Annotated in this window: 19 protein-coding genes and 2 pseudogenes; 8 read left to right on the top strand and 13 right to left on the bottom strand. The window is 35.1% G+C overall.

Annotation, left to right across the window (positions count from 1 at the left end; genetic code table 11):
• Positions 1 to 29: 29 nt before the first annotated feature.
• The 4 genes from ACQKMI_RS11500 to ACQKMI_RS11485 all read right to left on the bottom strand — a co-directional run bounded on the left by ACQKMI_RS11500 (position 30) and on the right by ACQKMI_RS11485 (position 3,197).
• Positions 30 to 542, bottom strand: coding sequence for a hypothetical protein (locus tag ACQKMI_RS11500; RefSeq protein WP_427488967.1), 513 nt, complete (start codon positions 540 to 542; stop codon positions 30 to 32).
• A 500-nt stretch (positions 543 to 1,042) separates the two neighbouring features.
• Positions 1,043 to 1,261, bottom strand: a complete 219-nt coding sequence (locus ACQKMI_RS11495) for a hypothetical protein (RefSeq protein WP_427488965.1) — start codon at positions 1,259 to 1,261, stop codon at positions 1,043 to 1,045.
• Positions 1,251 to 2,120 (bottom strand): PhzF family phenazine biosynthesis protein, encoded by an 870-nt coding sequence (locus ACQKMI_RS11490; RefSeq protein ID WP_427488963.1) that lies wholly within the window; start codon positions 2,118 to 2,120, stop codon positions 1,251 to 1,253. The genes ACQKMI_RS11495 and ACQKMI_RS11490 overlap by 11 nt, the downstream gene beginning before the upstream one ends.
• Before the next feature lie 30 nt (positions 2,121 to 2,150).
• Positions 2,151 to 3,197 (bottom strand): ornithine cyclodeaminase family protein, encoded by a 1,047-nt coding sequence (locus tag ACQKMI_RS11485; RefSeq protein WP_427488961.1) that lies wholly within the window; start codon positions 3,195 to 3,197, stop codon positions 2,151 to 2,153.
• A gap of 140 nt (positions 3,198 to 3,337) precedes the next feature.
• On the opposite strand from ACQKMI_RS11485, the gene ACQKMI_RS11480 reads away from it, so the two are divergent.
• Complete coding sequence (locus tag ACQKMI_RS11480; RefSeq protein WP_427488959.1) at positions 3,338 to 4,789, top strand: PLP-dependent aminotransferase family protein; 1,452 nt, start codon at positions 3,338 to 3,340, stop codon at positions 4,787 to 4,789.
• A 265-nt stretch (positions 4,790 to 5,054) separates the two neighbouring features.
• Here ACQKMI_RS11480 and ACQKMI_RS11475 read toward each other — a convergent pair.
• Positions 5,055 to 5,290: pseudogene (locus ACQKMI_RS11475) on the bottom strand (heteromeric transposase endonuclease subunit TnsA); the annotation flags it as partial.
• 626 nt (positions 5,291 to 5,916) lie between these two features.
• Between ACQKMI_RS11475 and ACQKMI_RS11470 the strand changes: the two are divergent.
• Entirely contained in the window at positions 5,917 to 6,192 is a 276-nt protein-coding gene (locus ACQKMI_RS11470; protein WP_054611762.1) for a YqhV family protein, read from the top strand.
• A 1,343-nt stretch (positions 6,193 to 7,535) separates the two neighbouring features.
• Here the strand turns inward: ACQKMI_RS11470 and ACQKMI_RS11465 are convergent.
• From ACQKMI_RS11465 to aepX, 4 genes are all read right to left on the bottom strand, one after another.
• Positions 7,536 to 8,171 carry a hypothetical protein gene (locus tag ACQKMI_RS11465; RefSeq protein ID WP_427488957.1) on the bottom strand — a complete coding sequence of 212 codons (636 nt, stop codon included), beginning with the start codon at positions 8,169 to 8,171 and terminating at the stop codon, positions 7,536 to 7,538.
• A gap of 22 nt (positions 8,172 to 8,193) precedes the next feature.
• Entirely contained in the window at positions 8,194 to 9,291 is a 1,098-nt protein-coding gene (locus ACQKMI_RS11460) for a 2-aminoethylphosphonate aminotransferase (RefSeq protein WP_427488956.1), read from the bottom strand.
• A gap of 109 nt (positions 9,292 to 9,400) precedes the next feature.
• Positions 9,401 to 10,528 (bottom strand): phosphonopyruvate decarboxylase, encoded by a 1,128-nt coding sequence (gene aepY, locus ACQKMI_RS11455; RefSeq protein WP_427488954.1) that lies wholly within the window; start codon positions 10,526 to 10,528, stop codon positions 9,401 to 9,403.
• Positions 10,529 to 10,532: 4 nt separating this feature from the next.
• A complete protein-coding gene (aepX, locus tag ACQKMI_RS11450; RefSeq protein WP_427488952.1) occupies positions 10,533 to 11,435 on the bottom strand; it encodes a phosphoenolpyruvate mutase in 903 nt (300 codons plus the stop codon).
• A gap of 298 nt (positions 11,436 to 11,733) precedes the next feature.
• Here aepX and ACQKMI_RS11445 point away from each other — a divergent pair, with 298 nt between their 5' ends.
• Complete coding sequence (locus ACQKMI_RS11445; protein WP_427488950.1) at positions 11,734 to 12,495, top strand: YheC/YheD family protein; 762 nt, start codon at positions 11,734 to 11,736, stop codon at positions 12,493 to 12,495.
• A gap of 118 nt (positions 12,496 to 12,613) precedes the next feature.
• Here ACQKMI_RS11445 and ACQKMI_RS11440 read toward each other — a convergent pair whose 3' ends face one another.
• Both ACQKMI_RS11440 and ACQKMI_RS11435 read right to left on the bottom strand, forming a co-directional pair.
• Positions 12,614 to 14,770: an ATP-dependent helicase gene (locus ACQKMI_RS11440; protein WP_427488948.1), complete on the bottom strand. Its 2,157-nt coding sequence runs from the start codon at positions 14,768 to 14,770 to the stop codon at positions 12,614 to 12,616.
• A 542-nt stretch (positions 14,771 to 15,312) separates the two neighbouring features.
• Positions 15,313 to 15,609 (bottom strand): annotated as a pseudogene (locus ACQKMI_RS11435) (DinB family protein); the annotation flags it as partial.
• Here ACQKMI_RS11435 and ACQKMI_RS11430 point away from each other — a divergent pair.
• Positions 15,588 to 15,746, top strand: coding sequence for a cupin domain-containing protein (locus ACQKMI_RS11430; RefSeq protein WP_427488946.1), 159 nt, complete (start codon positions 15,588 to 15,590; stop codon positions 15,744 to 15,746). The pseudogene ACQKMI_RS11435 and the gene ACQKMI_RS11430 sit on opposite strands and share 22 nt — an antisense overlap.
• A gap of 200 nt (positions 15,747 to 15,946) precedes the next feature.
• Here the strand turns inward: ACQKMI_RS11430 and ACQKMI_RS11425 are convergent, their stop codons facing one another.
• The gene (locus ACQKMI_RS11425; protein ID WP_427488945.1) at positions 15,947 to 16,420 is read right to left on the bottom strand and encodes a DinB family protein; all 474 of its coding nucleotides are present in this window, start codon (positions 16,418 to 16,420) and stop codon (positions 15,947 to 15,949) included.
• A 213-nt stretch (positions 16,421 to 16,633) separates the two neighbouring features.
• Between ACQKMI_RS11425 and ACQKMI_RS11420 the strand changes: the two genes are divergently transcribed.
• From ACQKMI_RS11420 to ACQKMI_RS11405, 4 genes are all read left to right on the top strand, one after another.
• Positions 16,634 to 16,978: a hypothetical protein gene (locus tag ACQKMI_RS11420; protein ID WP_427488943.1), complete on the top strand. Its 345-nt coding sequence runs from the start codon at positions 16,634 to 16,636 to the stop codon at positions 16,976 to 16,978.
• Between the two features lie 371 nt (positions 16,979 to 17,349).
• A complete protein-coding gene (locus ACQKMI_RS11415; protein WP_427488942.1) occupies positions 17,350 to 17,529 on the top strand; it encodes a hypothetical protein in 180 nt (59 codons plus the stop codon).
• 93 nt (positions 17,530 to 17,622) lie between these two features.
• The gene (locus ACQKMI_RS11410; RefSeq protein ID WP_427488940.1) at positions 17,623 to 18,045 is read left to right on the top strand and encodes a hypothetical protein; all 423 of its coding nucleotides are present in this window, start codon (positions 17,623 to 17,625) and stop codon (positions 18,043 to 18,045) included.
• 80 nt (positions 18,046 to 18,125) lie between these two features.
• Positions 18,126 to 18,575: a GNAT family N-acetyltransferase gene (locus ACQKMI_RS11405; RefSeq protein ID WP_427488938.1), complete on the top strand. Its 450-nt coding sequence runs from the start codon at positions 18,126 to 18,128 to the stop codon at positions 18,573 to 18,575.
• Positions 18,576 to 19,304: 729 nt separating this feature from the next.
• Here ACQKMI_RS11405 and ACQKMI_RS11400 read toward each other — a convergent pair.
• Complete coding sequence (locus ACQKMI_RS11400) at positions 19,305 to 20,123, bottom strand: radical SAM protein (RefSeq protein ID WP_427488936.1); 819 nt, start codon at positions 20,121 to 20,123, stop codon at positions 19,305 to 19,307.
• Positions 20,124 to 20,154: the final 31 nt, after the last annotated feature.

The following is a 20,154-nucleotide window of genomic DNA, read 5'->3' as shown; positions in this document are numbered from 1 at the left end:
ATAATATTGATGTTCTCTTCTTTCTTCACCTACGAGATATAGAAAGGTGTTATTACCTCAACCTTACCTGTATCTACTAATTCGTGAATACGTATACCGAGTGCGCCACGTGCTGCCAATGCATCTTTTTCTTCGCCACCATAGGCTTCTTCTACAGATCTTCTACGCATAATCCATACTAGCTTCGTTGAAGGATTCTCTTTTTGTAATTCAGCAAGTGATAGCAAGGTATTGATAGCTGAATGGCCACCACCAATAACTGCAATCTTTTTATTGGCATATCTCTTAGTATTCGTATTTATGTCTGGGATACCATACTCAATGTGATCTGCTAATGCTTTTTCATTTTGTAGCCATACACCTGTAGTATTTGCTGAGTTTGGATTTCCCCATGTACCCGTCGCATCAATAACAGCTCTCGCATCAATGATACTGATATCATTCTCTTGTTCAATATAAATATTAAAGGACTGTTCTACTCGAATTTTTGTTTTCATCTTATCATTAAATTGTCGTGAAATCCCTACTACTTTTGCTTTCAATTGAATGTTAGATTTTATTTGTACTAGCTCAGATAAAGGTTTTAAATAAAGATCAATTAATTCATGTCCTGTCGGTAACGTATCTAAATTAGGTTAGGTTCTACCCAACCGGAGACAATCTAATAAGGCTTTAGCAGCTTTATTGATGTTATATCGCCATGGTGAAAATAATGTAACATGCCCCCAGGTACGAATATTGTGTGCTATTTCACGCCCAGCCTATAGTAAAATAAAGGCTTGCTTTTGTTCCACTAAATGAGCAGCTGCAGCTAATCCAATTGGACCCGTACCAATTATTACAATCGGTAAATTATTATTGGAATTACTAACCTCCTATACTTCAATATCCTTAGTAGTACAACAAGATCCATTTTGGTTGATTACTTTTAGTGTTTTCATCATTAACTTCTCCTCTTTTTTCTTTATATAAGCATTCCCTTATATAAAATCTATTTTTTACGTCTAGCAGTTAGCTAGACGTTTAAACTTTGCAAGTGCAATTAACACAATTCAATTTCACACTTTATTTTATCCATTTCTTTTATAGCCTTTTCAAACTGCAACCATGTAGAAGTGCCGTAACGATCCATATCTCCTTTAAAAAAGAAATCAAAAGCAAACTCCTTATCCTGCATCAATGTGTATTCTCTACTATTCATAATTAACTTTATATAGGCGATAAAATAATCTTTAGTTAATACGCTAGCATTATATTTCAACCTCTGTTTCAGACAAATTCAATGCTTTTCCGCCCACCTTTACCTCAATAATTTCTTTCCCTTGAGTGGTTAACGCTATAACTATTTCTGAAGGTTTTTTCATAGAGTAACCTTGCTCAACAGATATATTAATAACATGTTCAGGTTTGATTTTTCCATATTTATATAGATAACATGAAAGGGCACCATTGGATGTACCAGTTGCAGATTCTTCTGAAATTCCATATAAAGGTGCCAAATTTCTACAGTGTGCATTTGAACCCTTTAGTGATTCAAGGGTAAAAATATGATAACCAATGGTATTATATTTACTGCTGATATTTGTTACTTTTTCAAAATCTGGCTTTATAGAATTTAATATATCTAAGTTTCTAATCGGTACAAGTATATCCCTAAGGCCAGTAGATACAATTTGCACTGGTAGATCCTCCAACATTTCATCTATAGTAATATTTAAGGAATCTGCAATTTCCTCCTTGTCTATTATTTCATAATAGCTTGGAGCATTTTGATCCATCATAATTGATAGGTCTTCCATTACTTCTACATTTAAAATTCCAGCCTTTGTTTCTTGAGAATATTTTCCTGGTTTAATATATCCTTGGCTTGAAAGTGTATAGAACGCTGCTATCGTTGCATGGCCACAAAGATCAACCTCTTCATTAGGTGTAAAGAATCTAACCTTGAAGTCAGCAAGGTCTGACTTCATGACAAAAGCAGTCTCACTAAAACCGATGATACCTGCTATTTTTTTCATGTCCTCATCTGATAGATAATCAGCGCTAAGTACCACTCCGGCAGGGTTCCCTCCCTCAATGGATTTTGCAAATGAATTTAATGTATAAACTTTTAACTTCATAATATGATCCCTCCAAATTGTATATCGATTTTATATTTGCACGATTGTCCCAACATTCATTTCTTCTGCTTTTGATACAATATATTTTGAAACTGCAAGATCCTGCAATGCTATGCCAGTACTATCAAAAATCGTAATTTCTTCATCACTTGTACGTCCTTTCGCATTTCCAAGTATGAATTGTCCGATTTCAGTCAAATTGTTTTTGCCTAATATACCAGCCCTTATAGCACTTTGTGTTTCTCCGACTGTCGATGCTTGTGTAATATCATCTACATATACAGAAGCTACCTCAAAGATCTTTTCATCTATTTCCTGTTTTCCAGTCATGTCTGCCCCCACACAGCTGAAATGTATGCCTGGCTTAATCCACTCCTTAAAAATCAGTGGTTTTCGCGAAGGCGTTATCGTAATTACTGCATCGGTTTCTTCCAAAGCTTTCACTGGATTTTCTACAGCTACAAACTGAACTGACTCAATTCTTTGTTTCCAGCTCTTATTATAAGTATCGTTGATATCATTTATGATTTTATGTAGTTCCGTCTTTATTGAATACTGGAATTTTGATGCATTTTCATATTTTACGGGGTCATATATATATACCTTGTTGATTGTCTGAACTTGAGATAGAGTGGCTGCAATTTGAAAAATCGCCTGAACTCCTGTACCTACAATCATTAGTGTTTTTGAATCTTGTTTTGACAGGTGTTTCACGCCTATTGAACCTGCTGCTCCAGTACGCATTCCTGTCAAATAACTTGCGTTGATCATTGCCTTAGGAAACCCATTCTTCAAATCAAATAACATAGTCAGCCCAGTTATAGCTGGAAGCCCTTGATTTTTATTATCACCAAACCATGAAACGAGTTTTAATCCAAACACATCTTCTTCATTAAGCATCCCTGATTTAATATCCATTTCTGCCCTACCCTCAAAAATCACCTCAGATACCATGGAGAATAGTCTCACCTGATTGTTGGCTTTAAGCGCATAGGCTTTTTCTACACATGCTACTGTATTCTTGATATCAAGAATGTTCTTAACATCATTATCACTTAGAATTCTTATTGGTACCATAGTTATCATTCTCCTTTAAAATTTTAATATCTGTTAATGAAATTGTATTTGAACAACAACAAAAAGTCTCCAACCATTCTTGGTTGTTATTTAACCAACCAAATGATATGGTAAAAATACTATGATTTTGGAGGAATTTTATGTTGGATATCAACTGGAAACCTGATAGAAATAATCCTACTCGATTGAATATACAGATTGTTAACTTCATAAAAGATAAAATAGCAACTGGAGAATGGCCGGTTGGTTTCAAATTGCCAAGTCAGCGGACACTTTCTGAAATTTTCTGTGTAAACAGAAGTACCGTAGTATCTGCCCTTGAAGAGCTGGCAGCTGAAGGCCTTATTAGCGGTAATGCTGGTGGAGGTACAAAAGTAATAAACAATACATGGACATTAATGTCCATTAATCATTCACATAATTGGCTTCCCTATATATCTTCGGGATTACATCAAACAAATCAAAATATAATGCAGCAGATCAATCAGGCTGAATTCCAACCTGATATCATCCGAATGGGGTCTTGCGAACCTTCCCCTGAATTAATACCTAACAAAATGATTCAGGGCGTACTAAAAAAACTGTCTAAGTCTATGGCATCGCTGGGTTATGAAGAACCAAAAGGAAATATCCATCTAAGAAGAGAGGTATGCACATATCTTAAAACAATAGGAATAGAAGCTGATCCATCCTCAGTTTTGATTACCTCTGGTGTTTTGCAGTCACTGCAGCTTATTTCCCTTGGCCTTTTGCACACGAACTCAGTAGTATATGTTGAAAAGCCATCCTACCTATACTCTCTTAGAACCTTTCAATCGTTCGGAATGCAGCTTTCGGGAATTAAGCTGGATGAAGAAGGTATAGAAATAAAAGAATTGGTTGATCGACATAGGCGGAGAAAAGGAGCCATGCTTTTTACAATACCTACTTTTCAAAATCCTACCGGGAGTGTCATGTCACTTGAAAGAAGAAAAACGCTTGTTGATGCGTGTGATAGGGAACGTTTGCCTATTATCGAGGATGATGTATATAGGGAGCTTTGGTTTGATGAACAACCTCCACAGCCAATAAAGGCATTTGATAACAATGGACTTGTATTATATATTGGTGGAATATCGAAGAATTTAAGTCCTGGTCTCAGGATTGGATGGATTGTTGGATCAGAAAAAGTCATTGAAAGATTGGCAGATATAAAAATGCAAACTGATTATGGAACCAGCTCACTCTCCCAGAATGTAACCACAGAACTATTCTCTAGTGGTCTTTATTATCAGCATAACGATATAATGAGGAAAAATGTTAAGATCCGAAGAGATGTTGCTCTTGAAGCATTAAAGAAATATTTTACCGGCATCGGTACATGGAATATCCCTAGGGGCGGATATTTCATCTGGCTTAAGTTAAATGAAGGTATATCCATGTACCAGCTTTTTACTAAAGCCTTAAGTCGGAAAATACTTGTTCACCCTGGAGATTTGTATGAGTTTCACTCTGATCAATATTTAAGAATTTCTTATTCTTATGCATCCTTAAATGAAATTGACTATGGAATTAAAACTCTTTCAGAATTGGTAGCAGAACAAATTTTTTAAGTTTCATATAGAGATTTAAATATGGCACATAATTATAAAAATGAGTATTGAATAACCACTGTATGAGATTCGAAAGCATCATCAACTCCTCTAGTTCCTGAAGTTTTGAATCATTAATCTATCTAATTTTCTAAAAAACAATTGTCTTATAACTCAAATAACCTATGCGCAGAACTCGAACTTTAACACAAATATCCATAGTTCTGCGTATTTGTTCGGCCCCCTAAAGCAAACTTCCCCAAAAATAATTAGTCTGAGGGAACACTTCAATATACTGCACATTAATTTCACGAAATACATCATAATCTCGAATGTCATAGTAATCGTGGATATAACTGATGTTTCTTGCCATACGCTTTGTCCATTACTAATCGTTAATAAAAAATCCGTTGTCATCACAATCGGTTCTTCTGTTTTAGGATCAATAGGATGTTTAATACCTAACTCATCTGCAATAGCAAGTGTTTCTTCCAATGGTAATAAAGGGAATTGTTCACGAACTCATAAATGTTTTTAATTCAACTTACTATTTTTTACAATAACGCTATGAAGTGAATCGAGATTGAGCAACACGTACCGTTGTCCATCTCAATCGCTCTCATAGCGCATAAAAAAGCCTTCCATGTCTTACGGATGACATGGAAATTAAAATTTACCTTGCCTTTTCAAAACAAATGTTCACTAATGGAAAAAAATCATCTTTCGGTTCAATTGAGATATTTGTAAAGCTTGCCTACATCCTTTAAAAGTTCTACTACTAGTTTGTAGCCAAACACCTTTTTTGACTGGTGCTTTGATTAAATCGAAATTTTTTCTAGACACATTCATTGAAATTTGATAATCATTAAGTGAATATTTTTAATAAATATTGGAAAGATATACTTTAAACGATAATTAACATAATTTATCTCCTTTTAAAAAAGAAAATGGATTTATAAAACTGATTCTATTAATAAATACTTTGAACTTTTAACTAGAATATTAAATTAACACTATAAAGCATAATATAACAAGAATATTTGATACGAATCATGCATATATTGATTTTAGTATTTCATTAAAATAGAAGTCTATAATTATCCTAAGATGGATTTAAAATATAAGCGGAAATTTTCTATAAAGATAGGATGATGACAATTATTGAAAAATCGGTTCTTGCTATGGTTATTTTACGTGTATTGTCTGGAAGTATTGAGGTAAGTGCTGGATTGTTGATGCTAAAGTTGAATAATTTAGAAAAAGCATTCTATATTAATACAATGCTTGCATTGGTTGGTCCAACAGTTTTAATCGTAACGACAGCAATTGCATTATTTGGACTAGCTGATAAAATTCCTGTGACGAGAATCATTTGCCTATTTACGGGAATAACACTTATTATTATTAGCTCACATGTTAAGTAATTTGGACATTCCATTCTTATTCCTTGCTAAACTCTTTATTACAAACCTCACATTTATTAGCCGTAATTTTTTGTCCTTTCTAAACAATATCTTTTGGATTATTCTTTCTAATAATGTTCATTAGTTTGCTGTAGCGTGTGATGACGCTACGTTTTTTTATGTATAAGTAATCTCTATTTGCACAAATTTATATTGAGTGTATCGCACGCAATTATACGGTTGTGGCGTTGGTTGACCGTCACATCCTCCCTCATTCAGGGTCACCTTAATATTACCTTTAAAAATTTCCCTTCGTAAAACTGCTCGATTTCAAATGGTCTTTCGCAAAAAGCACGAATTTGTGGGGTTGTTTAAATCAGTACCCAAAAATCATATTCCAAATCGCTAAATAAACGAACATTTCTTTTAACTTTTGGGCTATATGCTTCCTAATAGTTATTTCCGAACTTGCTGCTTCTCTTTATTTGAATGGGTGAATACATGAGATCAACCCCCTTAACGGCATATCTGAAGCAATATTATAAAAAGAACATTATGTCAGATATTCTACATTACTTTGCAGAATCCTCTGTCGAAATTTCGATAATATGTAGAAATATGCAACTGCTTAAAATGATCACTTTTTGGCTTCCATATAAAGAATGTACCCACTTTTAGTTCTAACGTTTAGACACAAAAGTGAGTACATTAATTGGTGAAATGGTTGATTAATAGGCAATTTTAGATAACGGAAATGTTCTTACTTTTATGACCTTCTACAGTTAACTCCCTATTGGACTTTTCGATTTGCACTTGTAAAGTTCCTTATAATTTACATGTGAACGATAACGCTCCTCTTATGATTTTGTATAGATAATAATTATTTGTTTATTATGATATCTGGAGATTTTATACTTGCAGCTCCATGCTGTCATTATTGATAAATTTGTATTGAATATTGAGATTGAAAAATTACACAGCCAATATTATTAAGGTAGAAAGCTTTTAAGTATAATGTTCGTATTTTATTCGATTGATGAAGTATCCAGCCGATGAAAGAATAGCACTTTCACTATTAAAACACGAATGTTACGATTGTTTTTATATCTAATGGTTCGTTAATTATATTCTGTTAGTATTTTTGTAAACTATCATTTCTAAGTATATATACTTAAATTCCCTTCTTTCCAAACGCTGTTTCTCAAAGGTATTTGTTTTGTTAATTCCCATTGTTCATCAATGGCTGCATATGGCTGTTCAACCTGTTTAAACGAAATCACCAAGACCCAAGTACGTCGATTCATCCAATATCTATTAGGATCATTAAAACAAAACCTCGCTCGGTAAACCGAAAAATTTCTTCTTTAAAATTGTTCGCCAAATATTGTCTCTATGGTTCCCAAAATGTTGCCGGATTTGCGCTCTTTATCACATTCTTCGTAATAAGGATAACCTTCATCAAAGCCTTTCTCCCAATCATTTAGATTTTTAATACCTTTTAGCGGTACACGATTATGAATAGCATTGATTACTGGTTCCTCATTCGAAACAGACTCAATTTCCCCGAACTTATTCTTTAAATGCTTCCATACTTCAATCAAATGATATGTTGGAATTTGACGTCCTAATTCAACTAAGGCTTTCTCTTGATCATTATTGTAATTCGTGAAGTAATCATCGCCAATGTATATCCATGCCGTTATGGATTTTGCAAATTTACTTTTCAACACCTTATTGCCATTTGCTATTAACGTGTTTGTAACCTCATCTTTATACTTTTCAAAATTTCCACAGTTTATAATACTAATTGCATCTCGCATACTACGTGTAATAAATGCTACTGCTTTAAGATTTTCGTACTGTACTTCATCAAAAGTCCGGTGTAGTATACCAAAATAATGTTCTTCTATTTCACAGGCATATAAAACTGGCACCGTTTCAAACTGTATTTTTGGTGTACCCGGAATGCGATCATAGCCATTACCACGTTTTGTAAACAAGTAGGTTTTCTACTGTTCTAATTTAGGTTTGAAGATATTTTTCTAATAAAGTTAAAAAGAGCTTGATATCATCTTTGCTAATATCACCAATGTTGGCTACCCTAAAAGAATTTAATTGATAAAGTTTTCCAGGATAAATCGTTATTCCATTAGCATAAAAATAATCATGCATTTCTTTAAAATTATATTTTTCACTTTCGGGCTCTACTATTGCTGTAATAATCTTTGAATGGTGCTCGACAGGGACGAGATATCTTAAACCAAGTTTAGAGAGGCCTTCTATTAAAATTTCCCAACATTCGGAATATCGCTCATATCTTTCTTCCATTCCTTCTGCTTTTAATTCTACTATCGCCTGTTTTAGCGCATAGATAGTTTGTACAGGGGGAGTAAAACGCATCTGACCTGTCTCGATGAAATGGGTATATTGAGAATAAAGATTCAAGTAATAATTTGTCGGCTTTTTTGTTTTTCCTTTTTCTAGTTCGCTTTTTTTAGCTATAACAAAAGAGACTCCTGCCATTCCTTGAAGGTTTTTATTGGAACTAGCCGCCAAATAACTTATTTTCATTTTACTCATATTAATAGGAATAGCCGCAAACGAACTCATTGCATCTACCATCATATTAATCTCATTTTCTTCACAAATGGAGCCAATCGATTCTATATCGTTTAATAATCCCGTTGTTGTTTCATTATGCACGACAGCTAGAAAAGAAACTTTTCGTGGGATTTTTTGAATGAATGAACGTAACTGATCTAATTCAATAGGTTGATCGGGTTGACTTAAAAACTCAATCCAATCCAGCTGATAAGCTTCTGCAATTTCACACATTCTTTTTCCATAGGCTCCGTTATTAATGATTACTAAAACCCCATCAGTCATTACTGAACTCAAGATTGATTCTACAGCAGCAGTACCTGAACCACCGAATAAAACGGTTGTATATTGATTCTCTTCTGAAACTAAACTAGTAATTTCAGAAGTAACAAATTGCAATAATTGGCTGAAGTCATCTTCACGAGGGCAAATATCAGGTACCACTTGTGCGTATTTAACCGTATCTGTTGTAGTAGCAGGTCCGGGATTCAGTAATATATTTCTTTTAATTTTCTTCACGGTACTCCTCCCTTTAATTTTATTACATTTTTATACGCGGTTTGAATTATCTCTGTAAAGAGGTTCTTATAGACAAGATCAACCTACTAATATTTATTTTTAGAAACAATTATTTAAGAAATCTCTGTAGGCGAGTTTTAACTTCACTTGGAGTAACTTTTGGACGTCCTAGATTTTGTTTAGATCCCTTTGAGATTTTTAAATAAATAAAAGTCAGCCCTTTTGTCATTTTCCATTCTTGAATACACTTTTCAAGTTCATGTAAACTATGGATATAGCATGACTTTGCATATCCGCAAGCTGCAGCAATATTGACAAGATCAACATTGTGAGAAACGGTGTTTTGCCCTCCAGTTGAATCGTGAACTTGATTATCTAGAAGAATGTGGAGCATATTTTCAGGTTGATAGTAGCCATTTGTAGATAAGCTCCCCATTCGCATAAGGAGAGAACCATCTCCATCAATAACAACTACATCTATACCTTTTCGTGTATAGGCTAAGCCTAAGCCTAAAGAACCGACACAACCCATGGAGCCAACCATATATAGATTATTATCAGAATCCTCGACCTGATATAGTTCCCTTCCTGTTTTACCAGTTGTGGCCATTAGTACTGTTTTCATATCTTTGAGTCCATTTATCACTTTTAAAGTGTCAAAACGACTTGGCAGTTCATCTAAGTCAGTTTGTTCACTTTTTTCCTTATTTTTATGATTAAGACGTTGCTCTATCTTCAATTTCTCACTTTTAAAAGTTTCTTTTCTCACTACAAAAAAGAATGGTTGATTAGCTTCAATCCACTTGTTAGCTTCTTCAAGCTGTCTCTTTGCCTCACTATCATCAGGAGATAAGAATTGCCATTTTATTTGCATGAGATCTAATAGTTGTGTAGTAATTTGCCCCATTAATTCATGCTGGGGTTCATCATTCAACCCGGGTTCTCCACGTAGACTTACAAACCCAAGTATAGGTATTTGAAATGGGTAGTTTAAGGAAGTCAATGGAGAAATACAATTGGTTAGACCAGAGTTTTGCATTAAAACAACTGATTTCCTTCCCCCAAGGTATGCTCCTGAAGCAATGGCTACTGCATCACCTTCATTGGCTGCAGCAATATATTCACACTCATTTATGGAATAGTTAATAAGATTCTTTAAAAATGAACATGGGACCCCACTGTAAAAGTCAAAACCATGTCTTTTAAGCTCATTTCCAAATTCGCTTGTATTTAGCATACCATCACTCCGTTTCCGTTTTTGATTGGTTATTAGTTGATGGCAAATATTTCTCCTCCGCTTTTTGAAGCTCCTCAGCATTTTGGAGTCTAAAAATCTCTTGCACACTTACGATCGATTTCTCTACTTGAATGAGACTTTCATCTTTTAGGATTTGTTTTGAGATGTTCTGCATAGCAGTGATCGCTGCTCTTAAGTTATGGTTAGCCCAGATGGCAGTACTTATTCCTGCTTTTCTGAATTCATTAGTTGGGGTTGTATAATATTTTGTAGGCACAATAACTACTGGATGTCTTCCACTCCATTCCTTCATAAATGCTTCAATTTCTTTAAAATCTGACTTTTTACTATGCACCAGAATTGCATCGGCGCCTGCCTTCCTGTAGGCTTCCGCACGTTTAAGGGCTTCATCTAATCCCAAGCCTGCGATAAAAGCCTCGACTCTAGCTACAACCATAAAGTCTTCATCCTCTTGCGTATCTTTCATTGCTTTTATTTTCCCGCAAAATTCTTCAATCGATGCGAGATGCTGTTTTTCTCCATTAATGAATGAGTTCGTTTTCGGAAAAATTTTATCCTCGATACAGACTCCGGCAATATCCAATTGTTCTAGTTTTCTAACTAACCTCCGAGCATTATTAAAATTTCCATATCCCGTATCCCCATCTAATAGAATGGGAATTGTTGTCGTATCACTCATAAATTCAAGTATATCTAATACCTGCGTCCATGATGCTTCATTATTATCTCTTACACCTAATGATCCTGAAATCGATAGACCACTCGCCCAAATCCCTTTAAAACCGGCCTCCTCTACAACTTTTGCGGAAAGACCGTTATGGGCTTCCATTAAAAATTCGAGTTCATCTGAATATATTAATTCTTTTAATTTCTTCGTCTTTTTCAATATCTTCCATCTCCTTACTCGACATGTCGTATTATCATATGACTAAAAGTAAAGATTAGCAGGGCAGATACATTAGAAACTAATGATTTTGAAATCAAAAAATGAAGTATAGAGAACAATCAAAATGCTATTTTCTGTGTAGTATACAGAAAAAATGGGAGAGATTAATTGCGTTACTAAGTCACACCCACCTATGCAAGACAATTCTATTTTCATACAATACAGTTACCTTCATAAAAGGAGAGGACTACACTCTTCATACAAAAAATAAAATATCTTACTAAATGAGGTGCGATTATTGAAAAATGGACTTGGAAAATGGGAACAATTCTTACTATTAAATCAAAATCCTTTAACAACTAACTGTATTCCAGAATCGACACTTTACAGCCTAGAAAACCTAATCGATTTATTAAATAGGTATGAGTATGTTTATGTGAAACATACTAGCACTGGACAAGGAAGAGCAATTTATAAAGTCTACAAAAGAAAAGATGGACACTATTGTTTTAACGGTTTTACGATGCAAGGTGAAGAAATAAATAAGTGTGTGGCAGCAATTGAGGATTTCCATCAAGTTCTACACCCATATGAGAAACACGATAGATTAAGCGGAATTTATATTATACAGGAGGGGGTCAAGAGTCTAACCCCTGATGGGGATTCAATATCCATTCGTGTTCATGTTCAAAATCTAAAGGGAGAATGGATAATTGGTGGAATTTACGGAAGAATTGCAACTGAGGATCATGGGATTGTCAATTCAAATCGGGGTTCTCAAGTAATACCGATTGATGAATTATTATCAGATTATATGATGATGGATAATATAATGAAAGTTGAAACAATAGAATCTCTAAAAAAAGATTCAATTTTAGCATCTGAAGTAATAGCATCCCACTTTCCTTGTAGAGAATATGGCATTGATTTTGGAATAAATCCTAAAGGAAAACCTATGTTATTTGAAGTAAATACAACGCCAAGCATAAGTAGTTTTGCCAAAATTGATAGGGCGATTTGGAAGAAAATTGTTGAGATTAGGAAAATGCAAAATGAATAAAAGTTCCATTTGGTGGTAAGAAGATAATGAGCAATGACGTTTATTTTTCCATCAAGGAACCCCTACAAAATAGCACTACTATAAAAGCGTATTCGAAAAAATCCCGAATACGCTTCATTTAATCTTCAATCGTTTCTAAATAGCATTGCTGTAAACATGTATCCGTCAAAAATTTCTTAATCCCCGTAGCAAAAGACAATTCAATCGTGCTACTCGTAACGGCTAATATTTCTCCTTCTCCTAAAATCACATGCTTTACTTTTGAGCCGACGATTAACGCTGACTCGGTTGTAATCGTCCGCTCATTACGGTATTGCTTCGGTACTTTCCTCGGACTTTTCGGCGCTTTCTTTGGCAATTCCTGCGGTGAGACGATTTGTTTTAACGCCTTCATGAAAATCGATGGCACCACACTTGTTTTAAAACGCTTGCTATACGAAATTAATTCCAAATGGCGAATCGCACGCGTGATACCGACATAAAAGAGTCGCGTTTCTTCTTCGATTTCTTCTTCCGCATCACTAGGTAAAATCCCCTCAATCAAGTCAATCAAATACACATGATCAAATTCCAAGCCTTTTGAACTGTGCAATGTTGTCAGAGTAATTGTATTCAATTCATTTTTCATATGAGAAGAACGTGCTAAATTTTCAAGCTGCTTCAAACGACCCGCAAATTCGGTCATCGTCGTCGTATGACGAGCAATTAAACCGAGTACATCCACAATATCTAGTAAATTTTCATAATTAAAACCGAGATTCTCGCTCATATTCTTTAAGGTACGCTCATAACCAAAGTCATAACGGATATGCTCTAGCATGGCTGTTGGCGTCGTTTTATCAAATTGAATGCTATCATACGTTTTGCGAATGTGCTTAATATATTCAGGCTGATAATCCTTTAACTCAACATGTTCTAACAACTGTGTAAATACACAGCCATCTTCCGGCACTCTCTGTAGCGCCTTCAATTGCGTTGGTGTAATATAAGCATTCATTTTTCTGTAAACTTTTTCAAATACCGTGATATTTTTTGTATTATACGCTAGACGCATGAAGTTCATAATATCCTCCACGACCCAATGCGTGAAAAAGCGAATTGTGGAATCTTTCATATAGAAAGGCAAACCTGCTCTGTCAAACGCGTCTATAAGCGGGATGGCTGACGTATTATTTCGATATAAAATAGCCGTTGAGCCGCGCTTAGACAGATTTTTCAACTGGTCTACTAAATACTTAGCCTGTAAATTGTAATTCTCTAGGATTTTAAACGAGATCGGTTCTGCAGCAGGGTTTTCCGTAAACATTTGTTTGTTAAAACGCTTTTTATTTCGCTGAATGAATAGATTGGCTGGCTCTACAATCGTTGCAGCTGAACGATAGTTTTGCGTCATAAGTAAAACTTGCGCCTCCGGATATATCTTTCGGAAATTCAACAAATAATCTGGCTCTGCACCGCGCCAACTATAAATGGCCTGATCCTCATCTGCAACGACGCATAAATTTTGATGGACTGCGACGAGCTTCGCAATGATTGCATGTTGAACGGGCGATGTATCCTGACTTTCATCCGTTAAATAATAATCGTAGCGGCGTTGGTATTGCGCCAGCACCTCTCGATTTTTCGTGAAAATATCATTCGCCATTAATAGCATATCATCAAAATCAATTAGCAAACGGTCACTACCTGTGCGTTTATATTCCTCATAACGCTGTAAAATCTCGACTTTTTTAGGTACCTTTACTTCTGCAATTGCCCATTCCTGTTCTGGCAGCATTTTATTTTTGATAAACGTTATGTACGTCAGTAGCTCGTCTAACTGATCTTCGGTAATTTTTGAGCCATTTAATTGTTCAAAAATCTCTCGAAGCACTCGCTTTTTTGAAACAACACCAGGCTTGTCCGATTCTTCAATGATACCGTACGAAATGCCCTGGCGTTCAAGTGTCTGTCGCACAACTTGAAATGCTAAACTATGAATCGTCGAAAAATCAACTGGTGGCAAATGCGGGAAAAAATTTGCAAAACGTGCCTTCATATCATCGGCCGATGCCTTACTAAACGTGACAGCCTTTATGCGAGAAGGATTCACACCGAGCGCCTCAATCATATAGCCAATACGCATAATAATCGTCGTCGTTTTTCCTGAACCGGGAGATGCCAATAGTAACAGCGGCCCACTCGTTTGTAACACCGCCTGCGTCTGCACATCATTTAGACGAACGCCAAGTGAACGTTCCTTTTCCTCAAAAAACGCTTTTTGCGCTCCATTCATATCAATCTCTCTCCGTTCAAAAAAAGTCTATACTTTATTATACCAAATGATGAGGATTCATCCGAGGAAAGCAGCACAATATTAAAGCAAAATAAGAATAAATGTAAGCGTCAAATAGCGCCCACCTGTTGTTCAGTGTGCGCTATTGTTATCATAATTTAAAGTATTCAGCCGATGACCATTAGCACTTTCATTAATGAAATACGTATATTTCGTGTCGATTTATATATAATAGTTCGTTAATTATCCTCTATCATGATTTTTACAAATCCTGATAGAGGATAATTAAAGCATGTTTTCTCAAGGATTGTTTCTGTTAAAACCAAAAGACAAAATTAATCTACAAAATGTGTAGAATGAACTCTGCCTTTTGGTTTTGATATTTCATGAATCGAATATTGAACTAAAGCCTACCGTTAGCCATCCATGAAGCGCAAAAATAAGCTCTTCACCACAGAAAATGAAAGATAATTAAGTTCTTTCATGGGAGTTCAATAAACTTTAGCTGCTAAAATAAATAGTGTTACTATTAAATATTTATTTCATTGTGCTTCCACGTCGGCCGAGGGAATGTGGATGCCTGGCACTGAAATATCAAGTAGGCGCAAGTATACCCCGAGCTGCGACCGGTGGTGGATCATGTGGTTTAATCCGAAGGTGCGGAACGTAGTCGCTCGCTGCTCACGACGGATGATATGGTCACCATGGCGTAGCGTCCATTCTTCGCTGAGCGTTTTTTCGTCACATTCGGCGAGCAACTTTTCAAACTTGCCGACGTTTGCGTCAAACTCATCTAGAACGTCAGATCGTTTTTCCAATGGCTCCCGTCGCAGCGGTACGAAATGCTCTTTCGCATGACGGTCATGAATTTATTTATATTGTAGAAGGTGAATTAACCGTTATTATTGAAGAACAAGAATTTGTTTTAAAAGAAAACGAGTCTAAAATGTTCGATGCTAGAAAAATACACTATTAGTACAATTACCAAAATAAACCTGTATAGTTCCTGCTTGTCTCATCTCAATAAAAAAATGTTATGAAGGACACAGCCTTTAAATTATCCAATACTTGTTTATTACTGGTAACGTTATTTATTGTGAAAATCAAAAGAGCCATGCTACATTATACATGTAGCATGGCTCTTAAAAGCTGTTTCAAATACAACCAACTATAAGTTTAATAGGTTTGGTTCTCTTGATATGCAATCTTCACCCGTTCAATTTGATCAAGATGGTTTCGAACGTGTTGCACTCGAAATTCCAGCAATTGCTTAAATGTGAACTGGGCCTGATCGACATACACCCCCACTCGCTTGCTTTGTTCACTAGTTAGATGGTCTAGAATAGGCTGCATACTGGAACGTAGCAATTGAAAAAGAAGCAAATGTTGTTCACGGTCCAACAAATCATAACCCAAGTTATTTGCCCAAGCCTCTTGGTCAAATGAAATCAGAAGCGGCGCATCCTCTGCCAAGACTTTTTTTAGCCTAGATGTGGACGAAATCTCGGAATCCGTTACATGTATGAGGATTTGATGAATGCTCCATTTGTCCGGTGCGGGCTTGTAACGAAGCTCCTCCTCTGTTAATCCTTCAATGGCTTCCCGAAGCATTGTGTATCCTAAAGCGTACTCCTTAATTAACTCTTCCAATTCATTACCTCCTATTCTCAAGTATTGCTTATTAAAATACCAATAAATATATATTCTTGTTTCTGCGAAAGAATCCTTTTATTTTTTCTTTAACTAACCTGCTGCTTATTACAATAAGTTCAATATAAAATTATCCAATACTTGTTTTTTATTGGTAACATTATTTATTGTGAAAACCAAAAGAGCCATGCTACGCTATATATGTAGCATGGCATGGCTCTTAAAAGCTGTTTCAGTAACCAAACCCTATCACAATCTAATGCATCGCAAACGACAGTAGCTGGACAGCTATCAGATTATATCAAAATTGAAAATGACATGCTAAAAGCTGTTAATTCAAATGACTTTTCCTCAGCGAAAAAAGATGCGGATGATCTGGAACATCAATGGGATACACAAGAACCTAGACTTAGGGCAATTGATGGTAACACATGGACGAAAATTGAAGGAACGATTGATATTGTATTAACATCTGTTCGTTCATCAAACCGTGATGCCAACAAGAGCAAATCTTCTCTTAACAATTCACTAAGTGTTATAAACAGTGCAAATAAATAAAAATTTTAGGGAATCGTAAATTGCGGTTCCCTTTTTGCGTTGAAGATAATGTCTAAACAGCTATTTGGCTATTTAGAACGCGACCAATCACGTTTTTCGATGCGCAATGAGATAATGTTTAAATTGTTAGCAACAACAGGTCTGAGACGTCCAGAACTTGTTTCATAAAGATGAGATCAAGTTGATTTGTAAATGAAACGATTTGCATTGATGGAAAAGGGAAAAAGAACGGTTATTCCCCTTCATCCACACCTAATTCCGCTTCTGGCATCCTATAAAGCTTCTTTAAGATCATATCAGAATCTGTTTTCCTAAATAAAAATCGTAAAGCATTAGATCCGCGGGTTTTACATGTCATCTTTTAAGATGTGTTGAAAAAGGTAGGCCTCCCACCTACCCGCTTCACACTACATCACTTATGGCATACTGTTGAAACATTGATCTTACAACGAAATAAAGAAAACGATGATTTACGAACACTTCAGGAATTTTTTCTTTACGCAGTTTTCTCAAAAATTGTTTCTATTCAACTAACGGAGCAAGTTCGTTAAATGGAAATTTGTAACTTTATTCCACTTTTTTCGTCTGATTTATTATGAAGTTTGATTGTACCAATATTATAAAATTCATTGGAGGATAATAGTATGAAAACTTTTTACCATTGTTTAATAATGTGGATACCTTTTGGATTGCTGTTTTCCTTAGCGGGATTAGGACTAGAAGCATTAGAAGGAAATAAAATCAGGACATCAGAATATATGGGACTTCGTGATTTTGGAATTCTTTATTTGTTCTTTATTGGTTCTTTCGCCTTTATGTTATATCCTATTTCATTTTTGCCACTAACATTTATCGTAAGTAAGTTTATAAAATCTTTACTGTTTAAAGGGATTATCTTTACTTTTTTTGGCGGTGTATTAGGGGCTTTTACTTTTGAGATAATACATGCTCGTTTTAAAAATGAATATAATTTAAGTATGATTAGTTCTATTATTATTTTTGGTATAGCAGGTTTACTCTATGCTTTGGTGGAATATTCTTTCAAGAGAAATATAAAATTTGTTTAAACTAACGGAGCAAGTTAGTATAAGAAGCAATATGTAAAGTAAGAAATTGTGGCAAGGTTTATTAAGAGGAGGAATTATTAATGCAAAATGTTGTTCGTTTATTATCAGAAAAAGATTTAGAAGAAGCATCAATCATTTTTACTTATGTTTTTAGTTCTAATCCGTGGAACGAACCTTGGAGTTCTCAGACAGCTTACAAACGGTTGTTAGATATAAGTAAGACTCCTGGATATATCGGGATAGGTTATTTTAATTCCGATAATCAAATGAGTGGTTTTTTAGTTGGAAATGAAGAACAATGGGCAGATACTAAGAACTTCTATATAAATGAAATCTGTGTGCTAACTAATACTCAACAAAATGGGATTGGCACGATTTTACTTAATTATTTAAAGAATATCCTTACACAGAAAGAGGTTGATACTGCATATTTATCAACTGAGAGAGGCGATGGTAAACCAGAAATATTTTTTAGAAAAAATGGCTTTGTGACAATTGAATCTAGAATATTAATGTCTTTGAGCGTTTAAGTACATAATACCGTAACTCTTTTTCAACTAACGATGTCTTTAGTAAAGATTCGGTTTTCGAAATATAAAAAAGCAGAGTTGATCTCTACGCATTATTGTAGATTAACTCTGTTTTTTTGTTGTCCTTCAAGTTTTAGTTTAGCAACAATCCTTTAAGAAAACAGCCTTTCTTTAAAAGGAAGTAACTACCTGTAATTGGGTAGTTATTTTTTATTGGAAAAAATATCGTAACCGTTCAAATGCTTTGAATAAACAGGCTGATCATGATTAGTTGTTAACTGCGGTTGATAAGGATACTGCATATTTGTTGGCGGCATTGCCTCCCCATCCGCGTAGTGCCAAATTATCGCTACACCACAGAAAAATTGAGAAAATAGCATTTTACTTATGTTTAGATAACTTCCAGATATAATATTCGTCTTTTATTGAATTGATGATGTCTCCAACCGATGAGAGAATAGCATTTATATAACAAAAACACGAATGTTTAGTGGGGTTTTGAATAAAAAAGTTCGTCATTTATCTTCTGGTAGGATTTTTGCAAACAATCGCATCTAACTATAATTAAAATATTTTTTATAATACAACTCTATTAATTACCAAGTTTACGAATTAAGTAAGATCAAATGAAACCTACCTTTTATCTAATGTCTATACCACGAAAATTCGAAAGCTGTTCTAAAAGCGATTTTAGGTCCAAAATGAAGACTTGATGATTACTATATAACGCTACGGTTCGAAACCCTTCTGGCTAATGAAAAGTTCATCTTTCGAAAAATACTGCCGCATTCGTTTATAAACCATTTGATAGACGGATGGATGATACCATTCTTCCATTTCCAGATTTCTATATAACGCTTGTAAGCCCATCTTTTGTGTTCGTTTACCACCGCTGCCGTCCCCCATAAAATAATCGTCAATACATACTCTATTAACCAAGGGACGCAATATTTCTGCAAATCGCTCGCTACTTGGTAATACGGGTGCAATGGCAACCTGTGCAGGAATACCGATTTCAGCAAGCTGTTGGAGTGTTTTAAGTCTTGCTGGAATAGGGGGAGCATAGGGCGTAAAATGCTTACGAATATCTTCCCTATCGGTTTCTATAGTCATACTTACTCGAACTTTATCTTTAAAATGTTGCAGCAAATCGATATCTCGACTTACAAGTGGGCTTCTAGTCTGTACTAATAGAAAGTCAGGTGGATCCTCTACCATAACTTCTAGTAAAGATCGCGTCACTTTTTCTTTATGCTCAATTGGTTGATAGGGGTCTGTACTTGACGACATAAAAATGGTTACACTCCCTTTGGCTTTGTCGCGATGAAGCTCCTTTTTTAATAAATTCGCAGCTCCGTTTTTAACATCGACCCAATTTCCCCATTCTCCTTCTCGAAAAAGAGATACAGGCATTTCGCGTACATAACAATAGGAACATCCAAATGAACAGCCTGTATAAGGATTTAGTGAATGCGTATAGCCAGAAAGAAAGCCAGTCCCTTTATTTAGAATGGTTTTCGGATTTTTATAGAATAATTCACTTTTCATGACGGAGCCTCCATTCATTGTACGGAAATAA

Source organism: Lysinibacillus sp. NPDC097214 (assembly GCF_050277945.1).
In the GTDB taxonomy this organism is placed as follows: Bacteria; Bacillota; Bacilli; order Bacillales_A; family Planococcaceae; genus Lysinibacillus; species Lysinibacillus xylanilyticus_B.
This window is presented reverse-complemented; position numbering and strand designations above follow the sequence as displayed.